The 26,821-nt window shown below is 56.7% G+C and carries 14 protein-coding genes; 8 read left to right on the top strand and 6 right to left on the bottom strand.

Features of this window, described 5'->3' with window-relative positions; genetic code table 11:
- Positions 1-216 precede the first annotated feature (216 nt).
- A complete protein-coding gene (locus ACGY09_RS09655) occupies positions 217-3,783 on the top strand; it encodes a PVC-type heme-binding CxxCH protein (RefSeq protein WP_397571371.1) in 3,567 nt (1,188 codons plus the stop codon).
- 197 nt (positions 3,784-3,980) lie between these two features.
- Positions 3,981-5,096, top strand: coding sequence for an ABC transporter permease (locus ACGY09_RS09650; protein WP_373650472.1), 1,116 nt, complete (start codon positions 3,981-3,983; stop codon positions 5,094-5,096).
- A 3-nt stretch (positions 5,097-5,099) separates the two neighbouring features.
- Here the strand turns inward: ACGY09_RS09650 and ACGY09_RS09645 are convergent, their stop codons facing one another.
- The 3 genes from ACGY09_RS09645 to ACGY09_RS09635 all read right to left on the bottom strand — a co-directional run bounded on the left by ACGY09_RS09645 (position 5,100) and on the right by ACGY09_RS09635 (position 9,828).
- Complete coding sequence (locus ACGY09_RS09645; RefSeq protein WP_397571370.1) at positions 5,100-6,611, bottom strand: PQQ-binding-like beta-propeller repeat protein; 1,512 nt, start codon at positions 6,609-6,611, stop codon at positions 5,100-5,102.
- Positions 6,612-6,779: 168 nt separating this feature from the next.
- Positions 6,780-8,606, bottom strand: coding sequence for a S1 RNA-binding domain-containing protein (locus ACGY09_RS09640; RefSeq protein WP_397571369.1), 1,827 nt, complete (start codon positions 8,604-8,606; stop codon positions 6,780-6,782).
- Between the two features lie 232 nt (positions 8,607-8,838).
- Positions 8,839-9,828 (bottom strand): tetratricopeptide repeat protein, encoded by a 990-nt coding sequence (locus ACGY09_RS09635; protein ID WP_397571866.1) that lies wholly within the window; start codon positions 9,826-9,828, stop codon positions 8,839-8,841.
- Between the two features lie 558 nt (positions 9,829-10,386).
- Here ACGY09_RS09635 and ACGY09_RS09630 point away from each other — a divergent pair.
- Entirely contained in the window at positions 10,387-11,016 is a 630-nt protein-coding gene (locus ACGY09_RS09630) for an adenylate kinase family protein (RefSeq protein WP_373650475.1), read from the top strand.
- Positions 11,017-11,145: 129 nt separating this feature from the next.
- On the opposite strand, the gene ACGY09_RS09625 is transcribed toward ACGY09_RS09630, so the two are convergent.
- The 3 genes from ACGY09_RS09625 to ACGY09_RS09615 form a co-directional block, all read right to left on the bottom strand.
- Positions 11,146-12,135 (bottom strand): carbohydrate deacetylase, encoded by a 990-nt coding sequence (locus ACGY09_RS09625; protein WP_397571368.1) that lies wholly within the window; start codon positions 12,133-12,135, stop codon positions 11,146-11,148.
- Positions 12,132-12,980, bottom strand: coding sequence for a glycosyltransferase (locus tag ACGY09_RS09620; protein WP_397571367.1), 849 nt, complete (start codon positions 12,978-12,980; stop codon positions 12,132-12,134). Before ACGY09_RS09620 ends, ACGY09_RS09625 begins: the two co-directional genes overlap by 4 nt.
- Positions 12,981-13,151: 171 nt before the next feature.
- Entirely contained in the window at positions 13,152-16,850 is a 3,699-nt protein-coding gene (locus ACGY09_RS09615; protein ID WP_397571366.1) for a hypothetical protein, read from the bottom strand.
- Positions 16,851-17,413: 563 nt separating this feature from the next.
- On the opposite strand from ACGY09_RS09615, the gene ACGY09_RS09610 reads away from it, so the two are divergent.
- The 5 genes from ACGY09_RS09610 (at position 17,414) to ACGY09_RS09590 (ending at position 26,645) form a co-directional block, all read left to right on the top strand.
- A complete protein-coding gene (locus ACGY09_RS09610; protein WP_397571365.1) occupies positions 17,414-19,282 on the top strand; it encodes an MFS transporter in 1,869 nt (622 codons plus the stop codon).
- Positions 19,283-19,458: 176 nt separating this feature from the next.
- Positions 19,459-21,051: a D-alanyl-D-alanine carboxypeptidase/D-alanyl-D-alanine-endopeptidase gene (dacB, locus tag ACGY09_RS09605; protein ID WP_397571364.1), complete on the top strand. Its 1,593-nt coding sequence runs from the start codon at positions 19,459-19,461 to the stop codon at positions 21,049-21,051.
- Positions 21,052-21,360: 309 nt separating this feature from the next.
- A complete protein-coding gene (locus ACGY09_RS09600; RefSeq protein WP_397571363.1) occupies positions 21,361-22,587 on the top strand; it encodes a M16 family metallopeptidase in 1,227 nt (408 codons plus the stop codon).
- Between the two features lie 59 nt (positions 22,588-22,646).
- The gene (locus ACGY09_RS09595; protein WP_397571362.1) at positions 22,647-24,368 is read left to right on the top strand and encodes an SMP-30/gluconolactonase/LRE family protein; all 1,722 of its coding nucleotides are present in this window, start codon (positions 22,647-22,649) and stop codon (positions 24,366-24,368) included.
- Positions 24,369-24,536: 168 nt separating this feature from the next.
- The gene (locus ACGY09_RS09590; RefSeq protein ID WP_397571361.1) at positions 24,537-26,645 is read left to right on the top strand and encodes an elongation factor G; all 2,109 of its coding nucleotides are present in this window, start codon (positions 24,537-24,539) and stop codon (positions 26,643-26,645) included.
- The last annotated feature ends 176 nt before the right edge of the window (positions 26,646-26,821 follow it).

The following is a 26,821-nucleotide window of genomic DNA, read 5'->3' as shown; positions in this document are numbered from 1 at the left end:
CGCCCAGAGTGTCGCCCTGTATCGTCTGCAATTCGCTATCTGCCTTGTCGGTCTGCAACAAATGCGGCTCTCGTCCGCTGGGTGAAGTTGAGGCTTCGAGCCGGTCAGATCAATGGCTCTTCCACTTCGTCTCGGATTCTTCCACTGGCGGTCCCTGATCATCCGCCCCTCACACGGTTAGATGCAGTTCCTCTTGCCCATTGGAGCGATGCGTTCATGCTCTCACGTGCTCTGAACTTTTTTGCCTTGCATGTTGCCATCTGTTCGTGTGCCATGGCCCAGGACCCGGTCTGGCAATCCAAGGTGATCAACACGCTGACTCCGGGGCACGCCGTTGAGGTCGATGTGGATGTCGCAGGGGCGAAAGAGCTCTTCCTTGTGGTCCGCGATGGGGGGGATACATTCACTGCCGACTGGGCTGATTGGGCCGAGCCCCGGCTGATCCTGGACTCCGGTGATAAGCGGCTCACTGAGCTGAAATGGAAATCGGCTTCAGCCGACTGGGGCCAGGTACGAATCAATCAAAACGCCGATGGCGGTCCTCTTCGTATAAACGGCAAGGCCGTGGAATACGGGATTGGCGTGCACGCGAATTCCGTTGTGGCCTTCGACCTGCCCCCCGGAGTTAAACGGTTCAAGGCGCGAGCGGGAATCGACAACGGAGGATCGGACCAGGGAGCGTCCAGTTCGGTTCAATTCCTCGTCTTCACAACAAAACCTGGGGCGAAATACCTTCAGCCCTCTGGGGGGACTCCCGGCGGAAGCCGCGACCCACAGGACGCGGTTTCGGGGCTGGATGTCGCAGAGGGTCTGGAAGCCACACTCTTTGCTTCGGAAGCTTCGGGGTTACTGAGTCCAGCCAACATCGACATTGACCATCTCGGTCGCGTTTGGGTCTGCGAGGTCGTCAATTATCGTGGTCGCCTCGGCGAGCGGGCCGAAGGGGACCGGATCCTCATTCTCGAAGACTCGAACAGCGATGGTGTGGCTGATAAGCAGCACGTTTTCTACCAGGGACGCGAAGTGGATTCCGCCATGGGAATTTGTGTTCTCCCCACAGCCACGGGCGAAGGAACCAAAGTCATCATCTCGTGTGCGCCGCACGTCTGGATCTTTACGGATGACGATGGAGATTTGAGAGCGGACAGAAAAGAGCTGCTGTTCAGCAAAGTCGGCGACCCGCAGCATGATCATTCCACACACACCTTCGTGATGGGGCCTGACGGCAAGCTGTACTGGAATATGGGAAACACCGGACGCCATGTCTTCGACAAGGATGGCAAGCCCGTCATCGACGTGATGGGCCGGGAAGTCAATGAACGCGGAATGCCGTATCGCCAGGGGATGGCGTTCCGCTGCAATCTGGATGGGTCTGAGTTCGAAGTCCTCGGTCACAACTTCCGGAATAATTACGAGGTGACCGTCGACAGCTTCGGTACCGTCTGGCAGTCAGACAATGACGACGACGGGAATCAGGGGGTGCGGATTAACTATGTGATGGAAGGAGGCAATTTCGGCTATACCGACGAGATGACCGGTGCGGGATGGCAAACTCCCCGTACGAACATCGAAGCCGAAATTCCACGTCGCCACTGGCATTTGAATGATCCCGGAGTGGTTCCCAACCTTGTGCAGACGGGCGGCGGGTCTCCCACCGGGATCTGTGTCTACGAAGGAACCTTGCTTCCGAAGCTGTATCAGAACCAGATCATCCATTGCGATGCGGGGCCGAATGTCGTCCGGGCTTACCCTGTGAAGAATTCTGGTGCGGGATATTCCGGCGAGATGGTCAGTATTCTGCACGGTGCCCGAGATAACTGGTTTCGCCCCTCTGATGTTTGCGTGGCACCGGATGGTTCACTGATCGTGGCCGACTGGTACGATCCGGGTGTCGGGGGCCATCGTATGGGAGACGCCGAAAAGGGGCGTCTCTTCCGGGTGGCTCCACCCAAGACTTCATACCAGATTCCCAAGTTGGATGTTTCGACCCCTAATGGGGCGGCTGATGGACTGAAGAGCCCCAACCTTGCGGCGCGTTATCTCGCGCGGACGACCCTGCTGTCGTTTGCGACTCGGGATGCGGGGAAGACTGTTGGCATCCTCTTCAATCGCTTCGAGCGAGATTCTGACCCTCGGTACCGAGCCCGCGTGCTGGCGATTCTTTCGCAAATTCCCGCCGCGCGAGAAAAAGCGATTTCGACCGCAATCAGCGATCCAAACCCGGATCTCCGAATCGCCGGTCTGCGACTGGCACGTCAGAAATTGCCGACAATCGACAGCGACAAGCATACACAGGGATTAGTCAAGATTCTGTCGACGCTGGTGAGCGATTCGTCGCATCAGGTCCGACGAGAATGTGCCTTGGCGCTTCGGCTTTTGAAGTCCTCTGTGAAGGCGGAGTTGTGGGGAAAGCTTGCTGTCCAGCATGATGGAACTGATCGATGGTATCTGGAAGCGTTGGGTATCGGTGCTGATCAGGACTGGGACAACTGCCTTGCTGCCGCCGCCAAAGCCGCAGGTAACCCGTCTTCCGAGAAAATCGTGGCAAGTCCCGTCGCCAGAGACATCCTCTGGAGATCCCGCGGAACCGCGACCCCCGAAGATCTTTATCAGATCCTCGCGTCCGACTACGTGACGGAAGCGGACGCTCCCCGCTATCTGAGAGCATTCGACTTCCTCACAGGACCGGCCAGAGAAGCCGCGCTCATCAAATTGGCGTTTGGTCAGTTTGGCAGTCCCGCAAAAACCCAGTACGTGAATGCAGAAGCCATCAGTCGACTTCAGCGATTCGATCTCGCTCCCAATTCACCTGAACTGGCGGCGATGAATCGAGTCCTGGATGGAATGAAGGGGCAACCCTCATTCGTCCAGCTTGTGGGAAAGTTCAACGTCACAAATCGATTTCCTGACCTGCTCGCCCTGACCCAATCGATGCCCGACGAGCAAACGGGTGTCGACGCCGTTCGGGTGCTGGTAGACAAGAATCAGAAGGATCTGCTGAACGCAGCTCTCAGATCCACTGAAGGAACGTCAGCTGTCGCGGTTGCCACCGCGCTCAGCCACTGCGGAAGTGCACAGGTCGCAGAAATTTTGTTGCCCCTGGTTGCAGATCAAAGCTTTGCCTTGGATCTCCGACGGGAAGCGATCAAGGGGGCTTCTCGATCACGGCAGGGGGCAGCGGAACTGATTAAACTTGCCGAGTCGAACACGTGTGATGAATCACTGATTCCCGCATTGGCTGCTGCACTGCATAGTTCGACATTTGACGACGTGCGGAAGTCGGCTGAAAGGCTGTTTCCGTTACCTCCCGGTAAAGATTCGAAGCCACTTCCTCCCCTGGAACAGCTGGCTCAGATGAAGGGAAACAGTGGTAACGGGCAGAAGCTGTTCGCATCGACGGCGAAGTGCAATACCTGTCACGTCGTCCACGGGCAGGGGAAAGAGGTTGGTCCGAATTTGTCAGAGATTGGATCTAAACTGAGTCGACAGGCTCTGTACGAGTCGATCATTTTTCCAAGTGCGGGGATCAGCCATAACTATGAATCCTGGACGATTGTGCTCGCAGACGGGACGTCGCAGACCGGGATCATCGTCAGCGAAGACGGTGAGAAAGTGATCCTGAAGGGGAGCGATGCCATCGTTCGCACCTTCCCTGTCAAGGCGATTGAAGAACGCAGCAAGCAGACCGTTTCGCTCATGCCTGCTGACTTTGCTAAACTCATTTCTCAGGAAGAACTCGTCGACATCGTCGAATATCTCACCACACTGAGGAAGCCACGATAATAACGTCGAACTCCATCGAATGAATTCTCGATAGAGCTCGACGCTACGTCGGTGTGCCTGTTCTGTATGTCAATTGGACGTCTCCGGTGATGCGAAACCTTGATGTTTCCTCGCCTTCGAGGGGATCCAGGCTCGCTGGCCTGAGATCATTTCGCTGCGATTGCTTTCATCCACTTTTGCTAACGTGAAGCTGCTTTATGTCGAAACCCGAAGAAGCTGGGCTCGCTCCCCGATTTCAACTTGCGGACTTCGCGCCGCTGATCAGTTTTTTCACGCTCGTCCTGGTTTTCTCTGTTATTGCCAGTGACTTCCTGAGTCTCACTACGTTGACGCTTATCTTGAAGCAGGGAGCCGTTCTGGCCATCGCCGCAACAGGACTGACCTTTGTCTTGCTGTGTGCCGAGATCGACCTCTCAGTAGGGATGGTCGCGCTGCTCTCGGCTTGCCTGTGCGGGGTCCTTTGGGAATCGTCATTGGCTGCAGGGCCAAAGGAAGTGAACGGGGCCGGGAACGTCTCGTACCTTGCAACGGGGCTCGTGATCCTGATTCCTCTTTTAGCGGCAGTGTTAATGGGACTGTTGTCAGGTTGGCTGACAATCTCATCGGGACTTCCCAGTTTCATTATCACACTGGCAATGATGAACATCGCGCTGGGGCTCGCCCGGTTCCTGACTCGCAGTCAGAAATTCGCGGTACCGCCAGTTCTGGGAGAGTTGGGGAACTCGCCGCTGCTCGAATTGCACTTGGGGCGATACGGGACTCTCAGTATTCCTCTGAGCGCCGCTTTGGCCGCCGCGGTTATGATTGCGGCCCACCTGGTACTGCAGCACACCCGTTTCGGCCGGTACGTCTACATGACGGGTGGCAATCGTCAGGCGGCCCGGCTGGCAGGAGTCAGAACCGAACGGATCGTCATCGCCTGCCTGGCAATTTGCGCGACGACCGCCGCGTGTGGAGGAATGGTCAACTCAGGCCGCATGAACAGCGTCAGTCTGGACCAGAACGCCGATCTCCTGCTGGATGCCGTCGCGTGCGTGGTTCTCGGCGGCACGAGCCTGTTCGGGGGGGAAGGGAGTATCGGTCGAACCCTGATTGGTGTGCTCAGTTTTACCGTTCTCAAAGTTGGACTGAACATTACGAACGTGGAACGACTGATCAAGCAGTCCGCACTTTCACCACAGCTTAAAGAGGAATGGCTGAAGGCGAGCTGGGTGACCCATTTTGATCTCCTGCGACCGTTCCTGATGGGTGTTGTCCTGCTGCTGGCACTTGTGATTCACGGCCGGCTGGTCAAGCACCGCAGCGATTCGTGACGGCTATTTCGCGGAGGATTCGGCCTTGGCGATATCGAGGCAAATCAGGTAGTCCTCACCCCGGAGGTAGAGTCGTCCGTGTGAAACAACCGGAGCGGCCCAGGCTGGATAGCGGATCTGGGGGTAAACAGCCCGGCTAATCTGCTCGTATTTGTCTCGGCTCAGTTTACCCAGGACGAGGATCCCGCGTTCACCCAGCATGATGAACTTGCCATCCACGGCGGTCTTCGAGCCACGGCCGAAGAACGTCACTGGCTTGCCTTCGCGATCCACGATTCCCCCATCGGGACTCGCACGAAGTTCCGTCGGGGCTCCTTCGAAACCATTCGTTTCCCACAGCAGTTCGCCACTTTTCAGGTCAACACACTGCAGCATCGCTTCGCCTTCGTGGCGACCACTGAATCCGTAAATACAGCCGTCCTGGAAGATCGGGGTCGACCAGTGTGTCGACATGCCTCGCTTATTGCGCCAGACGACCTCGTAGTCTTGTCCGTCGGGTTTGACTTTCAGCAGCGCCGCCCCCGTTTCATAGGCGGCCGAGAGGAAGATCGTATCGGCAACGACGACAGGTCGAGCCGCATTCACTGACTCGTGGACCCGGGACCGGAACCAGTACTTGAAGCGAACATTCCCATTGGTCGGGTCCAGCGACACCAGACCGTGCCGCACCAGGCACAAGAGGTGCCTTGTCCCGTGGATGGTGGCAACAATGGGTGACGAATAGCTGACGACCATTTCGTCGCCGGTCCACCGGTATTTTTTACCGGCCTGATCAGTGGCGACGCCGTCCCAGGTATCTTTGCCGACGCTTTCCCAAATGACCTCGCCAGTCTCCGCATTGAACGCGACGACGCCGGAATTGGGTTGTCCCCCGACGAGGACGATCAGCAGATTTCCTTCAAGAATGGGCGTACAGCCCGCACCGAAGAAATGTTCCGGGACGTTCCATTTCTTAGTGGTCTCGACTTCCCAGATCAGCTTGCCTGACTGCAGGTCGAGGCAGACCAGCCGACCTTGCGCGCCGAAAGTGTAGCAGCGATTCGCGGTCAGCACGGGAGAACATCGCGGGCCGTTGTTGTATCCGTACGGGTCCGAGAAGTCCGTTTCGTACTCATGCGTCCAGAGCCGTTCGCCGTTCTGTGCGGTGAGGCATTCAATCACGTCCCGGTCACGCTGGCGGTGATGGACAACGACATGCCCGTCGAGGATGGAGGGAGAGCTATAACCTTTGCCGATTCGCTTGCCCCACAAGACTTCGGGACCATCCTCGGGCCATTCGTCGAGCAGGCCTTTTTCGTCCGAAATTCCGGTACCGTGAGGGCCGAGGAAAATGGGCCAGTCGATTCCAGGCCGTTCATCCCGTACCGCCGCTTTTCCGGGAGAAGCCGATTTCGCTTTCGCCAGATCATCTGCGGCATGGACGAGGGACGTGCTGAACGTCGTTGATACCGCTCCTCCACAACCCAGTGCCACACAAACCAGTGAACTGAACAGTCGGGGAAAAGTGAATCTCATACGTCCCATCCGACAAACGGTGACCATTGCACTCGGTTCGCGCATCGCCTTGGTCTGGCAGCGAAAACTGAGTCTAAAAAAAGCCGTTCAGGGAGCAAACAGAAGTTTGCCACACCTGACGGCTTCGGAATAAGTCATAGAGCAAGCAGTCGCAGACTGCTTATTGGATCAGCGGTTGAAGTCGCCAGGGTTCCCAAAAAGTCCCCCGCTGCTTCCCATCGCTTTGCCACCACGCAGTGGTTCTTTGCGTTTGCGTTCGTACGGCTCGCCTTTGCCGGGGGCCAGATCTTCGTCTTTCGGCTTTTCCGGCTTCTGCTTGAGGGCCTTCAGTGACAGGCTGATTCGCTGGCGGTCAGGTGCGACTTCCAGGACTTGTGCCTGAACTTCCTGGCCGATGTTGACGACATCAGTCACTTTGCGGATTCGCTGGTGATCCATTTCGCTGATGTGGATCAGGCCTTCGACTCCCGGTTCGAGTTCAACGAATGCACCGAAGTCAGTGGTTCGTGTGACTTTCCCGGTCACTTCTTTACCAACGGCATAGTTGGTTTCAACGCTGCCCCAGGGGTTATGTGTCAGTTGACGCATTCCGAGGCCGATTTTCTGCTTCTCCCGGTCAAGCGACTGCACGACCACTTCGCACTTCTGGCCTTCCTGAAGAACTTCAGAGGGATGCTTTACTCGCGTCCAGCTCATCTCACCGATATGGAGGAATCCGTCGGCACCACCCAGATCGATGAAGACACCGTAGTCCTTGATCGTCTTGACCGTACCGGTGAACTGCTGGCCAACTTCGACCTTTTCCCAGAACGCGACCGCCAGTTCCTTCCGCTCTGCGATCATGACAGAGCGACGGCTGACGACGAGGTTGCGCTTGGCTGGGTTGAGTTCGGTAATCTGTACCGTCAGCTTCTGTCCGACCAGAGCGTCCATCGAAGAGACGAAACCAAGGTCGACCTGACTGGCGGGAAGGAAGGCTCGCAAACCACCGACGGTGACTTCGAGGCCGCCTTTGTTTGTCTTGTTGACGATACACTCCGTCACCTGGCCAACGGTGAGTTCGTCCCAGTTGCCGCGTGCCTTACGGGTCGCCTTGGGCAGGTTCACCAGAATGACGCTGTTTTCCGGATCGTACTTTTCCACGATCACGAGGAACTCTTCGCCGACGCGCGGCTGCTTTCCCTGTGGGAACTGCCGAGCGGGCAGCAGACCGGGAGAGCGATAACCGACTTCGCAGAATACGTCGTCAGCGGTGACGCTCTGAACCTTGGCCTTCAGTTTGGTGCCCGCTTCTAACTGATCTTCGGAGGCGGGAAGTTCTTCTGCGATGGCCGACGAGGTCGGAGTCACGGCACCGGCGGGCGGGGCGGTGGGGGATGTCATCTGGCCGGACATCGCCGCTTCGATTTCTTTTTCGAGACTGTCATCCAGTGCGACTTGCTTTGGAGGCAGTTCGATATGGCCGATGGGACCACTGGCTGTACTGGTCTGGGCCTGAGCTGCGGCCGCGGCAGCGAGGGTTGCTGCTTCGGACTCGACTTCCGCTCCAATGCTGCCCACAGCGCGCGACGACTGGCCGCTGACGTCCGGGTTCAGGACGGGCTTCTTGCGAGCTTCTTCGCCGGTTGCGGCAGCCGTCTCGGATGTTGGCGTGGATTCGCTCGCGGGAGCATCTGCAGAGGACATCGCGGCGACGGGGGCGTCGGTTGCGCTGCTGACAGCCTGTGATTCGGTCGGTGTTACCACGGCGGGGTCCATTGCGGCGACGGGCTCTGCCACGGTGGCCTCTTTCGTTGTGAGTGTATCCGCCGACGCTGAGGCGACCGCAGCATGAGCGGCCGACAATGCGTCCGGGGTTAGCGGCTGTCCAGCCACCGAACCGACGTGTGGTTCCGCCCCTGTTTGCGAAGTGGGTGTCGCGGTCGGGCCGTCATGACTTGTCGTCTGTGCAGCCGGAGTTTGAGCGTCCCCAACCATCGTCTCATCACCATTCATCGTACCAACCCCAACTCGTCGAATGACTCGCGCAACGCCGAATTGCGATGCGCCGATATGTAACCTTATCAAACGGGAACTGTTTTGCGAAATCCGTCTTATTTTTGATCTAGCAAAACCGTTCCACGTTCAGATTCCCCGATCGAATTCGGGCTACGGTAATCGAATCTGCCAGGGAACGCCAGTTTTCCGTATCGCTTTCACTGAATTCTGACAAAACGGTTCCAGATTTCTAGAGATCGGGCATTGGCACGGGAGCACCCGGTAGCGGGGCAAGTTGCCCTCGTTTCGTGCCATTCTGTTCGCCACGATCCCCTGCGAATCCCTCTGCTCCCTGTGCGGGAAATGGCATCGGCAGGGGGACGTCGTTTAATTTCGGGATCGCGGGATCAACGGGCTCGTCCTGCGGTGCAGCAGGGGCGTTCGCCGCGTGATCGAGAAACGCCAGGATGTGACTGTTGTCCCCTTGTCGTTTCATTCGATCGGCGGCCTCAAGAAATTCGCGACTTCGGGCGTCCCCTTCAAAGTGCAGCAGCACGCCCAGCACAAACAATCGGTCCGATTCTCGATAGTCCTCCCGCACCCAGTCCATCACTTTACTGATGATGGACGAGCGGACGACGTCGCTTTCGGGGCCGAACAGGATCTTGGACTGGTTCCCCGATGCCGGAATGGTAGGGTCAATGAAGACGGCACGTTTCAGTTCACGGATCGCCGGCTGAAAACTTTGAATCGTGATGAGACTCAGCCCGAGTCGCAGGTGAGCTTCGGCCCGGTCAGGAGCTGCGTCCACCGCGGCCCGATAGGCCGCACGCGCATCGGACCATCGTTGTTCGCGCAGCCGCTGGTCTCCCCGGGCCTGGTGCTGAAGACTCCGCAACCGGGCCGCAGGACTGGAGGGAACCACAGGAACCTTGGTCGGCTCGAACGGTGTCTCACGCTGCTCGTTGGGAACGAGGAACGACGGTTCACTCATGGGCTGCGGGATCGTCAGGTCGGGGGTAAACGGGTTGATTCGTGGGGAAGGATAGTAGCCAACCTGATACGAGATGGTCCGTGTGTACCCCGGTCCCATGAATCCACTGTAGCCCATCGCCGGTGCGACCACCCACGGGGACCAGTGACGACGGAAGCTGTAGCGATGGTCACACTGTTGTGCGTCGGCCACGGTCGGCTCGTACAGAGCAACAAGGCTAAGAAGCATCACCAGCCAGGGCTTCATCACTCAAAGCTCCCTTCTTCGTTGTGTGACTGTTGCAACAGCATCGTGTGCGCTCCTGGGCCGTGAAGCCAAAAATTCGTCAGCGGAAGCACAATCGGAAATGGCTGCAGCAGTGGTTCATTTGGCATTATCAGATGCGAGCTGCGCGGGTGCAATATAACCTCTCAAATCCGTCAGGTTTTCCGGGGCACAGCAGCCGCGGATTTCAGATATGCTTGAGACTCCACGTGAGCCGAAGACCGTCCGAGCGGGGAATGGAAACGGGTGAAGTCCCCTGGTGGCAGGAGACGATTCTGAGACTGTTGAGTCTAAAAGGCTCACCAGATTAAGATGCCTGCAGCGTTTTCCGTTTCCAGATGAAAGCCCCGGAACCGGGGGAAGGGAAATCGAGAATGACGTGATGCGGATGAGAATGATAATTCGCCGCGGATTTGCAGAATGTTCGGCAGATATTTTCCCGCCGCAAGAGACGGAACTCTGGTCATTGCTGATCGTCACGCCTGACGCATTACAAATCGTGAATCGACCGACCGAGAATCAACCGACGAAGGGTGACACATGTTTGATGGACGATTTCCGACGGTTCTCCTGTTTGGAGCACCGGGGGTCGGAAAGGGAACGCAAGGATCAATTCTGGGGCAGATCCCCGGCTTTTATCACCTCTCTTGTGGCGATGTTTTTCGCTCGCTGAACATTAACTCGGCGGAAGGGCGTGAGATCTATCAGTTCAGTTCTCGCGGACAACTGGTTCCTGATGAACTGACGGTCCGTATCTGGACCAAGGCTCTGAACGGACACATTGCTGTGTCCCGTTATCGTCCGCCCGATGAACTGCTGGTCCTCGATGGGATTCCCCGAAACCCCAATCAGGTGGAAATGCTGAAGAACACCATCAATGTTCTCGCCATTATCCATCTGATTTGTGTCGATGAATCGCAGATGATCGACCGCATCAAGCGTCGCGCGATCCGCGATAACCGGGCTGACGATGCGAATGAAGATATCATCAAGACCCGGTTCAACGTTTATCGAGCTGAGTCGGAACCCGTCATCAACTGTTACCCGAAAGAACTGATTAAGTGCGTAGACGCGATGCAGTCGCCTCCCGAAGTTCTGGTCGACGTTCTTCAGCACCTGATCCCGATCCGGAACAAGTGGTTGTCGGAACTTCCTGAAGCACCGATGTAAGAAAGCGTCTCTTGCGGAGTCGTGAGCCATGAGCCGGTCATCTCGACCGGCTCTCGCTTTTTGCAAACACACCCGCGTGGAAACCGGATTCGCCGGACTCCCCGCGCGGGGTTGCTATGCCTCCGAAATTCAAGTCGCCTCAGTGGCCCATGTCTCAGTGGCCAAGGCAGAGAGTCGGCCCAGACTGAACTGCCGCGAGCGGAGTTCTTCTGCGAGTTTCGAACTGCAGAGGAGTTTGAGCTCCTTCGATCGGAATTCCGCCAGGGGATCAAACCAGGGATCCGATTCCGCTGGGGTGTCCGGGCCGGGATCGATGGCGGGATGAACCCCGATTTCTGTCATCCTTGTTCCTCGTGCACTCGCGAGAAACCGCGTCATTGTGGCGTCATCAATGCGGCCAGCGTGCGACGTTCCAAAAAATCGATCTGGAAACGCGACGTTGGTGTTAGCCATCCGTCGCCGAAATGCCCGCGCGAAATGTCGTTTGACCAGTCCAAGTCCCCAGCCTGTGACGTCCCCCTGCAGCAGGACGCTACGGAACAGGCCCCGTTCGCAGGCAACTCTCACTGTCGGGATGGCGTAGTCGTGTAACAGGGCGGGGACAATCGCTGCGATTCGCGGAATCAGTTCAATGTATTGATGGCCATTCAAATGCGTCGGGTGGTGGCCCCGGGCGATCATCCATTCGATCTGGGCTCGGAGTTCTGCTTCGACGGATTTCATTTGAGCGTCGCTGGCATGATTAATACGAGCGAACAGTTTGCCGATCCCGGGGAAGCACCCCTCCTCGTCGAGTAACTCCGGCGAGAAGTCATTCGATGTCAGCGGTCGGCCCTGGGTCAAATTCAGATGGATGCCCAGGTCAAACGGGATGAGGGGGTCGCTCAGCATGTGGCGACGTTCGAGGGAAGAAAGTCGACGTGTCTGCACGTCTGCCATCAGGGCCGGCCACACGCGGCAGGCATCTTCTGCAGCAGGAGCATTCGCCAGGAGCGAAGTGCTCGTTAACAGACCCTCGCGAAAGGCTGCCTCAATTCCCGCGTTCACGGCCGCATTCATGCCGAAGTCATCTGCATGAAAGACGATTGAATGCCGGGGACTCGAAGAGGCCGACATCATGCCGCCTTCCTCGCCGGCGTCGTCGCGGCGGAGGTTGGATTGAGCACTTCGATATCGGGGTGATAGCCGTTTCGCAAGCCATGCAGTCGGACACCGACGACGTCAATGAGCATCGGAATGGCATTCCGCGTCAGTGAGATTGTGGTTGAGTAGTCGTTGACGAGCGTTACCGCAACTTTCTCAAAAGAAAGGTTCAACAGATGGGTCAAATAGACGACCTCGGCGTCGAACGCGAAGCCGTTGACAATCGTCCGCGAGAAAATCATTCGAGCGGCACGGCGACTGAAAACTTTCAGTCCGCACTGGGTATCAGTGATCTCTCGGGAGACAAGGCACATCATGCAGGTGCGGAACACGAACGAAGCCAGTGTCCGCATCAACCGGCGTTCCACGCGCGATGTGGCTCCTTCGATGGTTCGGCTTCCGAAGACCACGTCTCGCCGGCCGGTCTCGATGATCTGGTAAGCAGTCTTCAGCGCGTCCAGGTCGTAGGGGAGGTCTGCATCGGTGAAGCCGATCACCTTCCCGCTGGACGACATCATCCCGTTACGGATGGCGGACCCTTTTCCACCATTGGTCTGTCGGATCGTCGAGAACCTGCGGCCGAATGCTTCGGTCAGCTTTGCGGTTTCATCACGACTGCCATCGTCGACGACCAGGACACGGTAGTTAATCCCCCAGGCATCCAGATACGACTTTGCGTCCGCTAACGTCCTTGGGAGCCGTGCCTCTTCGTTGTAGGCCGGAATGACGAGCGTCAGGTCATGATCGACGTGTGTCTCTTCCTGAAGTGACTTGGTGGCCATCTTCAAGATGACAGTTTTTGAGCTTCCAGCAAAGTGCATCTCGGTGCGCTCCATCGCCCCAGGGCCGCCGCAGACAGGTCGTTCTCTGCGGCCGTTTATTCGTTGTAAGAGGATACTTCGAATGAGGATGCGCGCCTATGGCAGCCTGCCTGGACGGCATTTTCTGCCGAATTTCGCCCACCTCATTGGGAAGGTTGCTTTGCTGCGGAATTACCAGTTGAACGACAGAAGTGTCGACGGTGGAGGGGATTCACTCTGCTCATGATCCCAGAATTTACGCCAGTCTTCCCAGTCAATGTCGTGCAAATTGAACACCAGCGCCCCCATGGGGAACGCGGTCAAACCAGCCGCGCGCGCGGCGGACCGAGGGCGGGGATGAGCGACAGGTTGATCGTCCAGAACGTAGTGAACTTCGTGTTCGTAGTTGCGATGCGGCCAGACCACCAATCCCGTCGAGTTGATGTCGTACGCGTGTCGCTTTCGATCGGCGGGGACTCCGTTGCTGGCCACAGACTTCGAGCCAGGTTGTGTGGATTGGGCCAGTTGAATTTCAATTTGTTCCCGGACCAGATCGACTGCGGCGAGCTTGTAAAGACCCATTACAGCGACTTTGAAGACTTCGACATCGCGAGCCGGTAACTGACTGAGCCATCCTGGTTCCCGGACTGTGGCAACGAGCCAACCGGATTGCTCTGCAAACTCCAGTTGCAAGGGCGTATCCGCAGGGAAAGCTGTTTCTTTGCTGCTCTTGTCGATCCAGATGACCACTCGATTGGTGGCGAGTTCGACGTCGCGGACCTGAAAGCGGTCGTCGCGGAAAGTGCGACTGATATCGAGTAACGCAACAAGTTCACGTTCGATGAAGTGCCTGAGCGCGGCTGCTTCGTGATGCAGTCGCTCGGCGAAGCGGGCCTGGTTGTTCCACGAGAAAGTATCGACGTCACGTCTCGCCGCGCGTCGCTGTTTGGCAAACAATTTCGGGATCGTCCCGGAATGGAAACCGGGGCAGAGAAGCCGGAGCAAGGTCTCTCCATGATCGCCGATTCGCACTGGCCGCAGCTTGGGAGAGCGGTTGGCTTTGTAAAGCCGCCAGTTCTCTTTGAGTTCCCACGCGAGGAATCCAAAGACTCCGGGGATACACATGAGGATCAGTGTCGAGGCGGTATAGGCTGTCGCCACTCGGAGATCAAACAACCGTACGAGACTCTGGCCGAGCGGCAGGTAGAACGTGGCGAACAGGATTTTGTGTGAGACTGTGACAACGGGAAAATGTTTGATCGGATTCAGTTGAGGTTCGATCAGCAGCGTCACGCAGAACCGGACGACGCCATGAATGAAGGACCAGATGAGTCCAAAGATGGCTTTGGCTCCGAGGGTCAGATGGGACTCACCACTACGGAACCGTAACCATTCATCGACCGCATAGAGAATTCGCTCAATCCAGTCGGTCAATGCACGAAAGACATCCACGATCAGTGTGAACATGCCCATGACGAGATGGACGCGGATGCGATACCAGGTACGTCCGAAGAATTCGCGGGCCAGTTCTTCAGTGTCACGCCCGACGCGAGAATTCAGAACGACAAACGACGCAATGAAGATGGCCAATCCCCACCAGCGGTTGAGAAGACTGTAAAAGCCCAGATGAGGAAGGACCTGCCAGAAGAAGAATGTTGCGATGAGCGGGGCGAGGGCAAACCGACGGAAAAGCATCATGGGAAAACTTTTCATCAGCCAGTCGACCCAGGGCCAGCGGAGCACTGCTCGGGGTACTTCAACCAGCAGCACCTTGAGCACGGCCCAGGATTTGACCAGAAACCAGATCACCCATTGTCGGAACCGGGGGAAGTGAATCAGCATGAAGATCACACACCCCAGAATCAGCATCGCCTCGTGGCTGTAGACCAGATGGCGACCATGTCCCGCAGCGTGTTGCTGCAGCACTGCGGGAGGGATGGCTGTCTCATCCGCCTCGTCCAAAGTTGGCGGTGGCTCTTCGGCTACGAGTTCCGAATGGGGTACCGGTTCATCTGCGACAGTGGCATCAGCGACGGGGGGCAGAACTTCAGGTTGATCCTCGGCTTGTTGTGCTTCGACCGGAGCTTCGCCCTCGTGTCGTAATTCATCGTGCGGATGAAGCTCCGCCGCGACGTGCTGCGGAGCGGGACCGAAGCCGAGGATGAGATGTCCAATTTCTTCGATCGACATTAGCAGCAGGAATGAGAGGCCAAACGGGAGAGCGATATACTGCGTCAGTAATCGGCCCCAGTGGATTCCGTAGGCGAGTGAGTTCAGTTTCTGGAGAAAACGCAGGTAGAAGGGACCGCGCTGATAAACCCCGGCCAGCGAGACTGACATCAGTTTGTCGGCACGAAGCAGTGGGTCACCCTTGAAGAATTCTTTCACATCGACCAGATCGGGCATCTTGAGCTGGTTACGGGAAATGGTGTCCCGCAATCCTCCTAGCGTGATGAAGCCTCGCTCAACGATGCCGTCGGAAAGCTCCTGCACCATCTTCTTGAGTGCCACTCGCTCGACGATGCTGGCTGGGACGAATCCGGCATCCTCCAGATTTCGCTCGATCGTTGGTCCGACGCGCGATCGCAAAATCTGCTCGGCGGCATCGGCGGCCTCGTGAATCAGGTGGCTTAGTTCAGTCTGGCCCTCGGGATCGATATCAATGTTCGGCACGCGCAGCGCGGCACGACGCAGATGCTTCGACATCATGACGATTCGCTGCATCGGCAAGGGGCGTTTGAGTGGCGATTTTCCCAGGCTGAAAGCCCATCGCAGCAGATCCACCCGGTAAATCTCCTGCTCGCTGTCGATACAGACAGACTGCAGGTCGTAGAGCAGCCGCGCGTTTGGATTCCAGAATCCCGTTTGAGCGGCGGGCAACAGCTTTTCGCAGATCGCGATCCAGGGAAGTGCTTCCTCATCGCTGAATTCCAGCGCTGCCTGCAGTCGATTCACCAGTTTCTGGACTTCACTTCGCAAAAGATTACGAGCATCGTCAATTGACGTCTCTGGAGCGACTTCCAGGGCTGACTGGAGCGTTAAGGAGGCGCGAACGTGGTTTCCTTTTGCGCTGATCCTGGCGGCTTTTCGGATAAGACTTTCGTAGTGACGGGCCGAGCGGCGTGGGACCTTCGACGGGACAGGCTCTTTCTTCACTTCTGTGGTCAGTGCGTAGTTGATCTCCACATCCGCCGGGATATCGCGAGCCAGGTCCAAGGGTCGCGTCTCGTCCAACAGGCGAGTTGCATCACACTCGCGATTGATGACCTTCAGGACCTGATCTGCGGGAGGCAGGCTGGGGAAGTAGAGAGGAATCAGCCGCGAGGCAAAGGCGGTCAATTCGTGGTACACCGCGACGAATTCAGAATAAACGTTCCGATCGTCGTCGGGTTTGGTCAGCATTTGTTCGGCGCGCAGAACCGACCGAATTTCATCAAATGCGGTCTGGCCGAGCTGGTCGATCCGACTGCGCAACTCAGATGCCGTCATGCGGCCTCGACTGGCGTTCTTCAGCATTTCGGAGTCGATGCGGGCATGAAAGACCAATCGCCAGTAATGCCGCAGCAATTCTTCCCGAGTCATCTTTTCAAGCTGATCTTCTTCGGGTTGAGCGATCAGAATGATCTGCTCAGGCAGGGCAGCACGGTCACTGACGCCGAGCTCGTCACGATTCACCAGCCAAAGCAGGCGATCCCGCTGAATGACATAAGTCTTGCGGTGAGGGGGCTGCTGCAGTGGGCTGGCGATGTCGAGTTCGTTCTGCAGCACACGGCGGACGACACGCGGCAAGACGAAGTAGATGCCCGGCTGTTGTTGACGCAATCGACGCTCGACGTCATTCGCCATCTGAAGCGAGGCGGGAAGTGGCGGCGATTCGATCGGAGCAGACATGGTACTTCTCGGGGGCTGAATCGGGGATGAGGGAATTACCCGCTTCACGTACTACGACAAAAACTCGGCGATCACGAGATGAACGCAGAAAAGGGACGGGCGGACCAATTCCTCGAGTGAACGGCAGCCACGATTTCAACGCAGCTTTGCGGCTACTTCGTCAACCAGGGAACTGATGTCGCGTCGAAGCCTACATCTTGCCTGCCGTCGCGGCAAGGTGTGTTGCTTTGTTACTCGCTTGGTTGACTGAATCGTTCGACAGTCATACCGTGCACCGCCAGAAAACTGGACGAGGCAAGGACATGTGCATTCCTTAAAAAGGTTCGCACAATTCGACCGTGGGGTTCCAGGCGCTTCAGGAGACCCACGGGCAGGACTTGCGGAACTTCACCCCGCAGCTTGAATCAGGGCATGAATGATTCCAGATTTGTTTCCGAGGGAGACCGATTGGAATTCTACCGCCGATGCTGGATGGATAGCGGGGATGAAAAATTCCGTAAGTCTGCCCAAATTCTCGCCGAACTCGATGACCCGCGTAATGACGACCGGTAACGGAGATTCGCATGACAGATGAAGCGACCGTGACACCCCCGCAGGATTCAGAATCCCCCACGATTGTGCGGCATGCAATCCTGACGGTTTTGACTTTGATGTCAGTGTTGCTTTATCTGGACCGTTTCGCGGTCAATATCGCGTCTGAGTTCATCCGCGAAGATCTGCAGATGACGCAAACGCAGATGTCCTGGTTCATCAGCGCATTTTTCTGGTCTTACGCACTTTGTCAGGTTCCCGCCGGCTGGCTGAGTGACCGTCTGGGCGGTCGCGCGATGATGACCCTCTATATCATCGCCTGGTCCATCTTTACCGGGTTGATGGGGGCTGCGAGTGCCGTCTGGGTCGTCCTGTGGCTACGCGTTTTCTGCGGTGCCGCTCAGGCGGGTGCCTATCCGACATCGGCCAGTCTGATTCGACAGTGGTATCCCATTTCGAAGCGGGGAATGGCGAGTTCTCTGGTGGGATTGGGAGGCCGCTTTGGTGCTGTGCTGGCCCCGCTCATGACCGCCTGGCTGATCCTGTACTTCGTCGGAGATTCCTCAGCCTCGAAGCTGGCCCCGACCGACTTTCTGGATCCGGTCGCGCTGCTGGCCCGTTTCGATGGTCCTCTCGATAATGCCACTCCCCGCGATAAGTTCATTTCTGGTTATCTGGCTCAACTTCCTGAAACAGAACGTTCCCAGCTACGCGATCATGCGGCGCTGGCGGCGGCTCAACTTAAACAGCAGGAACAAGAAGCGAAGCCAACTCCATTACTCGATCTGGCCGACTGGGTACCCCGATTCGGTGCGAACGATGTCCCGGAAGTTCCGGAAATCCCCATTCAGTTCCGGGAGGCGATCGATGCCTTTGCCGCACGGGTATCAGATGCGAACCTGATCGACTTTACTGCTGTTCCCGTACGACTGCCTGCGGATGCTCAACGGCTGCTGGCCCGGCGTCAGCAGCAGAACGATTTGAGTGAGGCAGAATCGACGCTGCTCAACCGGTCGGCTCTGGAAGTTCTGTTTCCTAAAGAGATTCGCAAATATCAGGGACGGGGCTGGCGACCGACCATCATTCTCTACGGTTTTATTGGAATCGGTGTCGCTCTGGTGCTGTTCGTGGTCGCTCGAAATCACCCGGAGAGTCATCCCTGGTGCAATGGGGCCGAACTCGAAGTCATCAATGATGAACCGACTCGCTGGGCGAAAAGCAGGGAGCCAGGTAATCCAACGTTCCCGTGGCGTGCATTCCTGACCAGCCTGAGCTTGTGGGGAAACAGCCTGACACAGTTCTTTACGAATATCGGCTGGCTCTTCGTCGTGACGTCGCTCCCTCGGTACCTCGACAATGTTCACAGCGTCCCGTTGGTAACAAAGGGAGTCATGACTGCGTTTCCGAGCGGCCTGGGGATTCTGGGGCTATTCGCCGGTGGACGTGCGACTGACTGGGCCTTTCATGTTTTTGGACTGAAGAGCGGTCGACGAATCCCGCTGGTTGCTTCCCGTTTCGTTGCCGCAGGGGGTTACGGACTGTGTCTGATTGTCAGTGCACTCTTCACACCGACTCCGGAAAACTGGTGGCTCCCCTGGCTGTACATCGTTGGTCTGTGTATCGCATCCATGTCGGTCGACTTCGGCTCCCCCGCCATCTGGGCCTACGCTCAGGATGTCGGCGGACGCTATACGGCATCGATCCTGGGTTGGGGGAACATGTGGGGGAACCTCGGTGCCGCCGTTGCACCGCTGGTCTACAACATGGTGCTGGGTGAAAACCCGACCGTGGGGGACTGGAACAATGTCTTTCTGATGTGTTGTGGTGTCTTCGTTCTGTCCGGCTTCTGTGCCATGCTGCTCGATTCTACAAAGCCGCTGACGGTTGAGCGCGCCTCATGAAGCAGTGCGGCCTACATTATTGAATTAAAGGGGTCTGACTGCACGTTAACACTTCGCGAAATGACTCCCGCCAGCCGTATGCGAGGACGTGTGCAGGATGAATTCCTGCCGGTGCACGATTATCATTTTCCGGATTCTATCTACTGGATACCCCCCCTCCCTGGAGATCCTGTTCCATGTCGTTGATCGAAAGTCTGCGTGATGGAAAGTCTGGAGTCATCCGAAATGCACTCCTGCTGGGATTCGTGTTTTGTCTTGCCTGGGGAAACCCACTTGGCGCACAAGAGACGCTCATTCAGGGACTGGAAAAGATCACTCAGTCACCTCGATTCAAACATGCGCACTGGGGAGCATTATTTGTTGATCGGGAAACGGGCCAGGTTGTCTTTGAGCACAACACTGACAAGCTGTTCATTCCTGCTTCGACAACCAAGCTCTACAGTGTCGCGACCGCACTGAAGGAATTCGGTGCGGAGTATCGCTTCCGAACTCCGGTCGTCCGACGAGGTGACGTTTCTCCCGAGGGTGTGTTGGAGGGGGATCTCATTCTCGTCGCTTCGGGCGATCTCAGCTTCGGTGGACGAACATCCCCGGAGGGGACTCTTGCCTTTGCTGATGGGGACCACACGTATGCGAACGGAAATCCCGATGCAGAACTGACGGCACCCGACCCGTTGGCGGGGATTCAGGAACTGGCGGAACAAATCGCCAAATCAGGGATCAGGCGAGTACGGGGTGATGTCCTGATCGATGACCGACTTTTCGAAAAAGCGGAATCATCGGGAAGTGGACCCAGTCAGGTGACGCCTGTCCTGATCAATGACAATCTGATCGACTTTCAGTTCAAGCCGACTCAGCCGGGATTGCCTGCCGAACTTGTCGTCCGACCTGCAACGAGTGCTTTTCAGGTCGAATCCAAAGTCCTCACTGTCGGAAGTGATCAGTCTCCGGAGATCGAAATTCGGGATCTCGGCTCAGGCAGATTCTCGATTACCGGGCAGGTGCCGGCCGGGCATACACCTGTATTGCGCGTGCACGAAGTTGCAGATGCGGCATCTCTGGCGAGAACGGTGCTGATTGAGGCTCTGTTGCGAAAGGGTATACAAGCTGACGCCCCCACACTGGCTGAAGCCCAGAAAGATCGATTGCCACGAGTTGACGAGGTCAAGACTCTGCCCAAGGTGGCTGAGTTGACGTCTCTCCCCTTTTCCGAGTCCATCAAGCTGATATTGAAGGTGAGTCATAACCTGCATGCCAGTACGCTCCCCTTACTCGTCGCGGCCAATCATGGCGAGACGACCCTCGCTGCGGGGCTCAAACGCCAGCATGATTTCCTGAAAGAGGCTGGAGTCGAAGTCGAAACAATTTCGTTTGCAGGAGGTGCCGGGGGAACGCGTAGCGATTACGTGACACCTCGTGCGACCGTCCAACTGCTTCGGTACATGGCAACGCGTCCGGATTTTCCGATCTATCAAGCCGCACTTCCCCGGTTGGGAGTGGACGGGACACTGGCAAAAAACATCCCCCCCGACAGTGCCGTGCGAGACAAAGTCCAGGCCAAGACCGGGACTCTCTATACTGGCAACACGATGAACGGAACCACCCTGATGACCAGCAAGGCGCTGGCCGGCTACATGACAACGGCGAAGGGAAAGAATTTGATCTTTGCCATGTTTGTGAACAACGCTCATCTGCGGGACGGTGTCACGGCGAAGACGTTTGGTGATGACCTGGGAAAGTTCTGCGAGGCTATCTACCTGAAAGAATGATGTTCCCCGTGAGATCGCGTGAGGCCGTTGGCCAACAGAGCTTCACTCCCCCCAGTCGTCGAATTAGGCAGTCGTCGAATCAGGATGCAAGCCGTCGCGTGTCACGCCTGCGTTTCCACAGGATGCTGCCCTCAAGTTCGTTTCGCTGTTGCAGGATTCCGGGAGACCACATGAAGGGACGCAGGATAGAGACAGGGAGACCGGATGGGGTTGGTTTCCAGCGTCGTGGGCGGGCTTCGCTGCTGGAAACCTTGAGCAAACTTGGTTAAACCTTGATTTTTACCCCCGTTCCAAGAACAGAAAGTATGCATGGCTTTTCATCATCTGACGCTCGACAACGGCCTGGAGGTTGTGGCCGAGACGAATTCCGCAGTTCACAGTGTGGCATTTGGTTTCTACGTCAAGGCAGGAGCTCGCGATGAAACTCCTGAAGTCTCGGGCGTCAGCCATTTTCTGGAGCACATGGCATTCAAGGGGACCGAGCGTTTCTCGGCCGAAGACGTGAACCGGATCTTCGACGAACTGGGGGCCGACAACAACGCCGCCACCGGTGAGGAAAGCACTGTCTATTACGCAGCCACGCTGCCGGAATATCTGCCGCAAGCGTTTGAGATCCAGTCGAGTATTCTGTTTCCCACTTTGCGGCAGGATGACTTCGACATGGAAAAGAAGGTCATCCTGGAAGAGATTGGCATGTATGCCGATCAACCCTCTTCAGTCGCTTACGACAATGCCATGCAGACCCACTTTCGGGGCCACCCATTAGGAAAGTCGATTCTGGGAACGACGGAAAGCGTGAGCGATCTGACCTCCGATCAAATGCGAAAATACCACCGCGAGCATTATCTCGCGGGCAACATCGTGCTGGCAGTGACCGGAAATACAGATTGGAACAGTGTCGTCGAACTGGCTCACCGGCACTGTGCTCACTGGCCACAGGGGAAATCAAGTCGCCCTGTTGTAGCTGCCAACCCTTGTCCGTCGACGCGATTCATCCCCAAAGCCGACTGCCAGCAAGAGCAGATTATTCAGCTCTCCCCCGCTCCCTCAGGCTGCGATCCCCTGCGATTCGCCGCGGAGCTCATGGCGGTGATTGTGGGCGACGACTGCAACAGCCGCCTCTACTGGGAACTGCTCGATCCCGGCCTCGTGGAATCGGCGGAGCTCGGCTACTACGAATATGAAGACACAGGTGCGTATCTCACGTTCCTGAATGGTCCTCCGGAAGAGACCGAAGCCAATCTCGAACGGATCGCTCGCATCTACGCTGACGTCAATCGGAATGGCATTACCGCAGATGAGCTGGAACAAGCCAAGAATAAAGTTTGTTCCCGACTGGTCCTGCGTGGTGAGCGGCCGATGGGACGCCTGGGGGGGCTCGGCAATAACTGGCTGTTCCGCCGGGAATACCGCAGCATCGCCGATGACGTCCATATCGTGCAAAGTCTGCAACTGTCCGATATCCGCAAGCTGCTTGATCAGTACCCTCTCGGCCAGATGACTACGATCGGGGTGGGGCCACTGGAAGATCTGTAACAACGTCCGGCAGGCGTTATAAAAATAACTGACACGAAGCCCGTCCAGGAAATTAAAAGATGCCGAAATCGACTCTCGTGCGTGCGATCTGTGTGCTCTGTGTTTCGTCCTGGTTAGCTGCGCTCGTGCAAGCCCAGGAGATCCCCCAGGGCGAGCTTGTCAAATACACCTTTGATCAATCGAAGATCTTCCCGGGGACCACACGTGAAGTGTCGATCTATATCCCCAGGCAGTACGACCCGGCCACGCCCGCGTGTCTCTACGTGAATCAGGACGGAGTTCAGTACAAGGCTCCTGAGGTCTTCGACGAACTGATTCATAAAGGTGAAATGCCCGTAACGATCGGTGTTTTTGTCACTCCTGGAGTCGTCAAGGCGACCTCGGATCAAGCCTTGCCGCGGTACAACCGCAGCTTTGAGTACGATGGTCTGGGTGATGGATACGCTCGATTCCTGCTCGAAGAACTGCTGCCGAATGTCGAAACCAGGCAGTCGACGGATGGTCGAGCCATTAAGTTGTCCAAGAAGGGCAATGATCGAGCGATCGGCGGTGCCAGCAGCGGGGCGATCTGTGCGTTCACCGCCGCTTGGGAGCGTCCTGATTCCTTCCGCAGGGTGTTCAGTGCCGTCGGTACCTACGTGGGCCTGCGCGGCGGGCACGGCTATTCGACGCTGATTCGCAAATACGAGCCCAAACCGGTTCGCATCTTCCTGGAAGACGGCAGCAACGATCTGAATATCTATGCCGGGGACTGGTGGACTGCCAATCAGGCGATGGAACGTTCACTGACATTTGCCGGGTATGAAGTGACGCATGAATGGGGTGAAGGGGGACATAACGCCGAAGCCGCCACGAAACTGTTCCCCGCTGCCATGCGATGGCTATGGAAAGATTGGCCTGCGGAAGTCAAAGCCGGCCTCGGATCCCCTCAATTGCAGGAACTGCTGATTCCGGGAGAAGACTGGAAACTGGTCGGTGAAGGTTACAAGTTCACCGAAGGACCTGCGGTGAATGCCAAGGGGCAAGTCTTCTTCAACGATGTCGGAGCGGGGAAGACGTATCAGGTGACTTCCGAAGGGACCGTCAAAGAGTTTCTCGGCAATTCGAAGCGAGGCGACGGACAGGCTTTCGGTCCCGATGGCCGGCTGTATGCCAACGCGGGTGAAACGAGTCAGGTACTGGCCTGGGACCCGTCTGGCCAATCAAAGGTGATTGCTGAAGGATTTCGGGGCAACGATCTGGTCGTCAATCACCAGGGAGGCATCTACGTCACGAACCCCGGCTGGAATGGAACTGATCCGAGCAACGTCTATTACATCAGCCCGACCAGCGAGAAAAAAGTGGTGGATACAGGACTGAAGTTCTCGAACGGCGTGTGTCTGTCTCCTGATCAGTCGCTGCTCTATGTTGCCGACAGCAGAACGCATTGGGTTTACAGTTATCAGGTTCAGCCAGACGGTTCGCTGAACCACAAGCAGAAGTATTTCCATCTGCATGTACCTGATTCGGCTGAAGACAGTGGAGCGGATGGAATCCGATGCGACCGAGACGGACGGGTCTGGATTGCCACACGATTGGGACTGCAGGTGTGTGATCAGCCCGGCCGAGTCAACTGCATCATTCCAACGCCCAACGGCAAGGTTTCTAACCTGACATTCGGGGGTGAAAACTTTGACACGCTGTACTGCACCTGCGGCGATCGAGTCTATTCCCGCAAGGTGAAGGTCAAAGGGGCGAACGGCTGGGATGCTCCTAACAAGCCGACGACGCCAAGACTTTAATTTGCGACACCGGCGTCATTCTCCTGCGAGAATGTTTCGTTTTGCTTTTGCCTCAAACTGAGGACCCCTTTGAAGAAAAACTGGAATTCCCGATTGTGAGTCGTGAGAATAGCGGACACGTCCTGTCTCCTGTTCGAGCGCATCCGTTAATCGAAAATGGGGGTTCTCATGTCCAGATTCAAAGCGGAACAAATTCGCAACATTGTTCTTGTAGGACACGGAGGAGTAGGAAAAACAACGCTGGCCGACCAGATGTTGTTCAAGGCCGGTATCGGATCCAGGGCTGGCTCGGTCGATGAAGGGACCAGCCAGCTGGATACCGATGAGGAAGCCCGCCAGCATCACTTCTCGATTTCCTCAGCGATGGTTCATTTCGAACAGCAGGGAGTTCGAGTCAATGTCATCGATACGCCTGGGTATCCTGACTTTGTTGGTCAAGTCATTAGTGCGGTCTGTGCCGCCGAAACGGCGATTATCACTGTCAGCGCCACTGCGGGTGTCGAAGCGAATACCCGGCGAACATTCGAACTGGCCGGCCAGGCCCAACTGGGGCGGTTCATCGCCATTAACAAGCTTGATCAAGAAAACGCGAACTTTGCGGAACTGGTCGAAGCCATTCAGGAATCGTTCGGAGCCATGTGCCTTCCGATCAACGTTCCTTGTGGCGTTGCTTCAAACTTTCACGCCGTTACCAGCACCTTGAGTCAACCGTTTGGTTCGAATGGTGCCGTCATAGATCCCTCCGGCTACGGTGCCGCGATCATGGACATCATCGCGGAAACTGACGATGCATTGATGGAACGGTATCTGGATGGTGCAGAGCTGTCAGCAGACGAAGTTCTTGAGGGGGTCAGGAACGCCGTTCAGGCAGGGACCCTGATTCCCATCATCTGCATGAGCGCCAAGACGGGTGTCGGGGTTTTGGAACTGATGGATGCCATTACGGACTTTGCTCTACCTCCGGGAAAACTGGTCCGTCATGCGACCAGCGAAACCGGAGAAGAAGTGGAAGTCAATGCGGCAGAGGATGCACCGTTTGTCGCTCAGGTATTCAAGACACGAATCGATCCGTTCGTGTCCAAAATGAGTTTCATCCGTGTCCTCTCAGGAAAGATGTCCAAGGACGCGACCGTCCGCGACATGCGCACCGGACGCGGGATCAAAATTCATCAACTCCTGGACGTTCAGGGAAGTCATGTCGAGGCGGTGGATGAAGCCCACGCGGGTGATCTTGTCGTGGTGGCCAAAGTCGATGAACTTCAGGTTGGAGATACTCTGGTCAATGGCGACCGCGGAGTGTTCATGCCGCGGCTGGTCTTTCCTTCACCGATGTTTGGTGTGGCTGTGGAACCCAAAAGCCGGTCTGATCAGCAAAAGATTTCCGGCGCTCTCCATAAGATCGAAGAAGAAGACCCCACCTTTCACATCACTCGCGATCCGCAAACACAGGAAATGGTCATGCAGGGGATGAGTGACCTGCATCTTCAAATTGTGCGAGAACGACTGCACAAGCGAGACAAGGTCGACGTTGTCACTCATCCCCCCAAGATTCCTTACCGAGAGACGGTCACCGGGCAGGCTGAGGGGGCCTATCGTCACAAAAAGCAGTCGGGCGGTTCTGGTCAGTTTGCAGAAGTGCATCTGCGTGTCTACGCCCTTCCGCGAGACCTTGAGCCCAAAACGTACTTTACCCGTGAGCGGTTCGAGAGCTTACGTGAGCACCACTATGACCCGCACCTCAATTTCGCCTTTCTGGATTGCGTGACGGGGGGCACTGTTCCCAATCAGTTTATTCCCGCCGTAGAAAAAGGGATCCGCGAGCGAATGGAACAGGGGGTCATCGCGGGATACCAGGTGCAGGATGTGGCTGTGGCACTCTTTTTCGGGAAGGACCATCCCGTCGATAGCAACGAAGCGGCATTTCGGACGGCAGCCAGTCGATGTTTTCGGGATGTCTTCAAAATGGCCCGGCCGTCATTGCTTGAACCGATGATGCACCTCGAAATTACAATTCCCGGCGAATCGGTGGGAGATATTACAAGCGATTTGAACTCCCGCCGGGGCCGGATGGAAGGAATCGACTTATTGCCCCAGGGAATGCAGATCGTGCGTGCGCGAGCGCCTCTGGCTGAACTGATGACCTATGCACGCACTCTTTCCAGTATGACAGGAGGTCGTGGATCCTACGTGACCGAATTCAGTCATTACGAACCTGTGCCTGCCCACGAGCAGCAGAAGATCATTGCTGCTTCAACAGTGAAGTCTGACGACGATTGATACCGCGGGTAGTATCCCCACGCTCCGTCGAAAGCGACATCCCGGCTCCAATCTCAGGCCGGCTTGCCGACGACTCGCAATAATCGCCGCGAGATGTACGTGCATTCACAGGTGGGCAGCGATGCGGGACATCGGCTGCCCCTTGTTCCAAAGGAGAACCTTCCATCGTTTCATCC

The organism is Schlesneria sphaerica, assembly GCF_044336245.1.
In the GTDB taxonomy this organism is placed as follows: Bacteria; Planctomycetota; Planctomycetia; order Planctomycetales; family Planctomycetaceae; genus Schlesneria; species Schlesneria sphaerica.
Note: the sequence above shows the minus strand (reverse complement) of the source record. Positions and strands in the feature narration are given on the sequence as shown.

Coding starts and splice junctions, on each gene's coding strand:
- ACGY09_RS09655 (WP_397571371.1), top strand. CDS start 217: ATGCTCTCACGTGCTCTGAACTTTTTTGCCTTGCATGTTGCCATCTGT.
- ACGY09_RS09650 (WP_373650472.1), top strand. CDS start 3,981: ATGTCGAAACCCGAAGAAGCTGGGCTCGCTCCCCGATTTCAACTTGCG.
- ACGY09_RS09645 (WP_397571370.1), bottom strand. CDS start 6,611: ATGAGATTCACTTTTCCCCGACTGTTCAGTTCACTGGTTTGTGTGGCA.
- ACGY09_RS09640 (WP_397571369.1), bottom strand. CDS start 8,606: ATGAATGGTGATGAGACGATGGTTGGGGACGCTCAAACTCCGGCTGCA.
- ACGY09_RS09635 (WP_397571866.1), bottom strand. CDS start 9,828: ATGAAGCCCTGGCTGGTGATGCTTCTTAGCCTTGTTGCTCTGTACGAG.
- ACGY09_RS09630 (WP_373650475.1), top strand. CDS start 10,387: ATGTTTGATGGACGATTTCCGACGGTTCTCCTGTTTGGAGCACCGGGG.
- ACGY09_RS09625 (WP_397571368.1), bottom strand. CDS start 12,135: ATGATGTCGGCCTCTTCGAGTCCCCGGCATTCAATCGTCTTTCATGCA.
- ACGY09_RS09620 (WP_397571367.1), bottom strand. CDS start 12,980: ATGCACTTTGCTGGAAGCTCAAAAACTGTCATCTTGAAGATGGCCACC.
- ACGY09_RS09615 (WP_397571366.1), bottom strand. CDS start 16,850: ATGTCTGCTCCGATCGAATCGCCGCCACTTCCCGCCTCGCTTCAGATG.
- ACGY09_RS09610 (WP_397571365.1), top strand. CDS start 17,414: ATGACAGATGAAGCGACCGTGACACCCCCGCAGGATTCAGAATCCCCC.
- dacB (WP_397571364.1), top strand. CDS start 19,459: ATGTCGTTGATCGAAAGTCTGCGTGATGGAAAGTCTGGAGTCATCCGA.
- ACGY09_RS09600 (WP_397571363.1), top strand. CDS start 21,361: ATGGCTTTTCATCATCTGACGCTCGACAACGGCCTGGAGGTTGTGGCC.
- ACGY09_RS09595 (WP_397571362.1), top strand. CDS start 22,647: ATGCCGAAATCGACTCTCGTGCGTGCGATCTGTGTGCTCTGTGTTTCG.
- ACGY09_RS09590 (WP_397571361.1), top strand. CDS start 24,537: ATGTCCAGATTCAAAGCGGAACAAATTCGCAACATTGTTCTTGTAGGA.